The organism is Paeniglutamicibacter sp. ZC-3 (assembly GCF_025847175.2).
GTDB lineage: Bacteria > Actinomycetota > Actinomycetes > Actinomycetales > Micrococcaceae > Paeniglutamicibacter > Paeniglutamicibacter sulfureus.
Window position 1 is genome coordinate 1 of the sequence record NZ_JAOYTG010000044.1, and the last position, 3947, is coordinate 3947.

5 protein-coding genes are annotated in these 3947 nt (G+C 51.0%); all 5 read left to right on the forward strand.

What is annotated here, in order from left to right; translation table 11 throughout:
- The first annotated feature begins 265 nt into the window (after positions 1–265).
- The 5 genes from OIU93_RS20355 to OIU93_RS20375 all read left to right on the forward strand — a co-directional run bounded on the left by OIU93_RS20355 (position 266) and on the right by OIU93_RS20375 (position 3371).
- Entirely contained in the window at positions 266–499 is a 234-nt protein-coding gene (locus OIU93_RS20355) for a phosphopantetheine-binding protein (RefSeq protein WP_264271864.1), read from the forward strand.
- Positions 500–501: 2 nt separating this feature from the next.
- The gene (locus OIU93_RS20360) at positions 502–1260 is read left to right on the forward strand and encodes an SDR family NAD(P)-dependent oxidoreductase (protein ID WP_264271865.1); all 759 of its coding nucleotides are present in this window, start codon (positions 502–504) and stop codon (positions 1258–1260) included.
- Positions 1257–1901 (forward strand): acetyltransferase, encoded by a 645-nt coding sequence (locus tag OIU93_RS20365; protein ID WP_372342981.1) that lies wholly within the window; start codon positions 1257–1259, stop codon positions 1899–1901. The genes OIU93_RS20360 and OIU93_RS20365 overlap by 4 nt, the downstream gene beginning before the upstream one ends.
- Position 1902: 1 nt before the next feature.
- Complete coding sequence (locus tag OIU93_RS20370) at positions 1903–2928, forward strand: 3-oxoacyl-ACP synthase III family protein (protein ID WP_264271866.1); 1026 nt, start codon at positions 1903–1905, stop codon at positions 2926–2928.
- Between the two features lie 92 nt (positions 2929–3020).
- Complete coding sequence (locus OIU93_RS20375; RefSeq protein ID WP_264271867.1) at positions 3021–3371, forward strand: holo-ACP synthase; 351 nt, start codon at positions 3021–3023, stop codon at positions 3369–3371.
- The last annotated feature ends 576 nt before the right edge of the window (positions 3372–3947 follow it).

Below are 3947 nucleotides of genomic sequence, written 5' to 3' on the forward strand. Positions count from 1 at the left end.
CCAAGATCCTGGCCCTGCCCGGGCCGGCATGGATCAACCAACCAAGGGAAACCATCGAAAAAACAGCGGCCTAACGGCCGTCTAACTCACTTTGGTACCGCTTGACTTGAAAAATTCCGAGAGGCAAAGCAGCGACAATGAGGGTTCGTCGTCCGCGAACCGAAGATGACGGCACCATAGCGCTCAAGCCGAGCCCCGTCGAGAGTGCCTGATAAGATCTTTGCGGTATCGTTGGAAAATTTTGATGATTTGAAGGACGAAAAAAATGGATCAGATTGAATTCATCAAGTTGGCGGAAGAGATCTTGGAAGTTGAGCCCGGAACGTTGGGAATGGGTGACAACCTTGACGAAATTGATTGGGATTCCCTTGCGAACATATCGTTCATCGCCGAAATTGACGCCCGGATGAATAAGTCCATAAATGCGGATAAGCTTGCGAAATCCGAAACTATGACCGACTTGTTCATGTTGGTTAGCGGTTCCGGCGAAAATAGCTAGTCGTGGCAGATACATCGCGGTTTGATGGACAGGCAGTACTCGTCACGGGAGCCTCTTCAGGTATCGGTCGGGCAACGGCCAAGGTTCTAAGCCAGAATGGTGCTCGTGTTGCCTTGATAGGGCGAGACCGATCACGCCTTGAACTCGCCATGGAAGAGTTATCAGGAAGTGGCCACGAAACGTTCGTAGTCGACCTTGACGATGCAGACAACATTCCGTCTGTCGTTCAAGACGTTGCCAGCGTAATGGGACGGTTGTCAGGTCTGGTTCACGCAGCCGGAATCCACGCCACTTTGCCAGTTAGGTCTGTTTCAGCAGCGAAAATCGATGCTATGTTTCACACAAACGTAACCACTGGATTTATGCTTTCGAAGGGTTTCAGGAACAAACGAGTTCGGGCAGAAACGGCGAGCATGGTATTCCTGTCTTCGGCGGTCGGGCTAGTGGGGCAGTCTGGGGTATCCACTTATTCTGCAACGAAGGGTGCAATCGTTACTATGACGAAATCACTCGCGCTGGAGATGGCGAGTGAACAAATCAGAGTTAATTGTGTCTGCCCGGGGGTGGTCGAAACGCCGCTGACAGAGAAACTTCGCGCGACTATTGGGGGACCTGCGTTCCAATCGGTCAGCGATGATCATCCACTCGGTCTCGGATCTGCTGAAGATGTCGCTCATGCAGTGCAATTTTTGCTGTCAGACGAGGCAAGCTGGATTACAGGTACTGCACTAAGTGTCGACGGTGGGTTTACGGCGAAATGAGCAATAGAAAACGCCTCGTAATAGCTGGGGCTGGCGGCTTTGGGCGTGAACTCCATGCATGGGTTGTCACATCACCCAAGTTCGTATCGCTTGTTGGTGTCCAGTCAGTGGTCTTCATCGATGATGAATTGAACAGAACGGGTCTACCTGCGCCCGTAGTATCTACGATTTTCGACTATTCGCCAGAACCTGATGATTTGGTTCTGTGCGCAATTGGATCCCCAGACGTTCGACGAAAAGTTACAGTGGAACTTTTGGCGAAGAATGCACAGTTTGCGACGTTCGTCCACGACTCAACTGTCACTGGCCACGATGTCGAACTGGGAACTGGGGTGATTATTTGTCCAAATACAGTGCTGACTTCGAACGTCAGTATCGGTGAACACACGCAGATCAATGCTGGGTGCGTCGTGGGCCATGACGTAGTAGTTCGCAGCTTCGTCACCATCAGCCCATCTTGTAATCTCACCGGGGGGGTGAGTATTGACTCTGGGGTTTTTCTTGGCACCGCAGTCACTGTAATACCCGGGAAAACCGTTGGCGAGAATGCGGTAATTGGTGCCGGGAGTGTAGTCGTTAAGACTGTCTCACCAAACAGCACCAATTTTGGAAACCCATGTATCCGAATTGGAGTGAAGTAAATTGCAGACCCTAGCTAATCCCGTCGCGAGAATTGCGGCAGTGAACTACTTTCTGCCCGATGCGACCCTTACAAACGAGCAACTGTCAGATGAATTTCCAGAGTGGTCGGTTGACAAGATTGGGAAGAAAACTGGTATTTCGTCCCGTCGGGTGGCTATCAATGGCGAGACGACATCTTCTTTGGCAGCCAAAGCCGCAGAGCGTCTACTATCCGTCAGCGGTGTGGATCGGGCATCAATTGACTATCTAATACTCTGCACACAGTCACCTGATTATTACTTGCCCTCGACCGCCTGCATCGTGCAGGATCTCCTTGGGTTGCCGACCAATGCCGGGGCTATGGATATCAATCTTGGATGCTCAGGGTATGTATACGGCCTGGGTCTGGCTTCGGCCCTAGTCGAGTCGGGCCAAGCTGCCAACGTTTTATTCATCACCGCGGACACCTACAGCAAATTCTTGAATCCTTCGGACAAATCAGTGCGAACGATTTTCGGTGACGGAGCTTCGGCTACGCTCGTTTCTTCGGTTGGGGGTAACAAGGCCATTTATGGTTTCTCATATGGTACCGATGGTGCGGGAGCGAAACATCTGATCGTTCCGAACGGCGGACTGGCTGATGGCTACGAAATTTCGCCTCGTGCGAATGTTGACGACCGAGGACTAACGTCCAATGGCTTTGACCTATACATGGATGGTGCCGAGGTATTCAATTTCACACTCCGCGTGGTACCTGAATGCATTCAACAAACGTTTGAAAAAACTGGGTTATCAGATTCGGACATCGACGCATATATTTTTCATCAAGCGAATTCGTTTATGCTAAATACTCTGCGCAAAAAAATCGGAATATCTCCCGAAAAATTCATTGTAGAAATGGAAAACTGCGGGAATACTGTATCTTCATCAATCCCTATTGCGCTTACAGAATCACTAGTGAGCGGGAAAATTAAGAGCGGAATGAAAGTTATGCTCGTCGGTTTCGGCGTCGGGCTCTCTTGGGGCGCAGTTATCGTCGAAATTTAACTGAATATATTGGATTCAGCATTCACAAGCCGCAGCTAGACGCTCTGATTCAACGAGGGAACCGAGCATCAGCCAACCGATAGGGCGCAGGCATTATTATTGGAATCGGCGTTGATGTAGTACAAATATCACGGTTTGATAGGCAGCTCATCCGCACGCCCAGTCTTCTAGATCACCTATTTTCTCCAGAAGAACAGGTATCTCATGCATTGCCATTAGCCGCGCATTTCGCCGCAAAAGAGGCAATCGTTAAGGCTGTAGGCGCACCCGCCGGGTTGGATTGGCTCGACTGCCAGGTGCTGGTTGAAGTCGGTGGTTTACCGCGTGTGTCCATTATGGGCTCGATAGCAGCAGTCGCTGCTATAAAGGGAATTAATAGCTGGCACCTCTCGATGAGCCAAGAGGGGGATTTGGCCATAGCAATGGTCATTGCAGAGAAATAGATACGATCCCTGTTTTGGTCGAGACGACCTACATGCGCAAACCTTTTTGGCGATGGTTCTTTCGAGAAATGGCGATGGGTTGTTTTCCGGTGCCAGAGCCCGTTCCTGCATTCACGTATCTGGCGGCTACAAATGAGGTACGCTCCAAATTTCGCGTCTGTAACGAGTGAAACAACGTGCCCTCCGTCCATACACTCATCCCATAGACATGTCGTGAGATTCCAAAGTAGCTGGCCCACGTCGTAGATTGGGGAATTGAGTCGAGGCCGCACAGGGATCACTTTTGGGTGGCTGGGTGCCCATTGGAGAGACAATGAGGAAACAATGCGTTCAGATGAGTTGGAAGCGCAGCAGGTCCCAACTTCTGCTAGTAGAGCAGGACGCACGATCTCGGTAGCATCGATCGTCTAGCCATTTGTCAGCGGCACACCACACGCGACAGCTTCGGTCCGCCGCAACCCTACGTGTCAGGCTGGAGCGGTACCACGGTGACAGAGCAAGTCAGCTCGATCGCGTAGGGCGAGAACCAGGAAACCAATCAGTATGTCTAATCTAGTTTTGGCCGAAGTGCGCCAA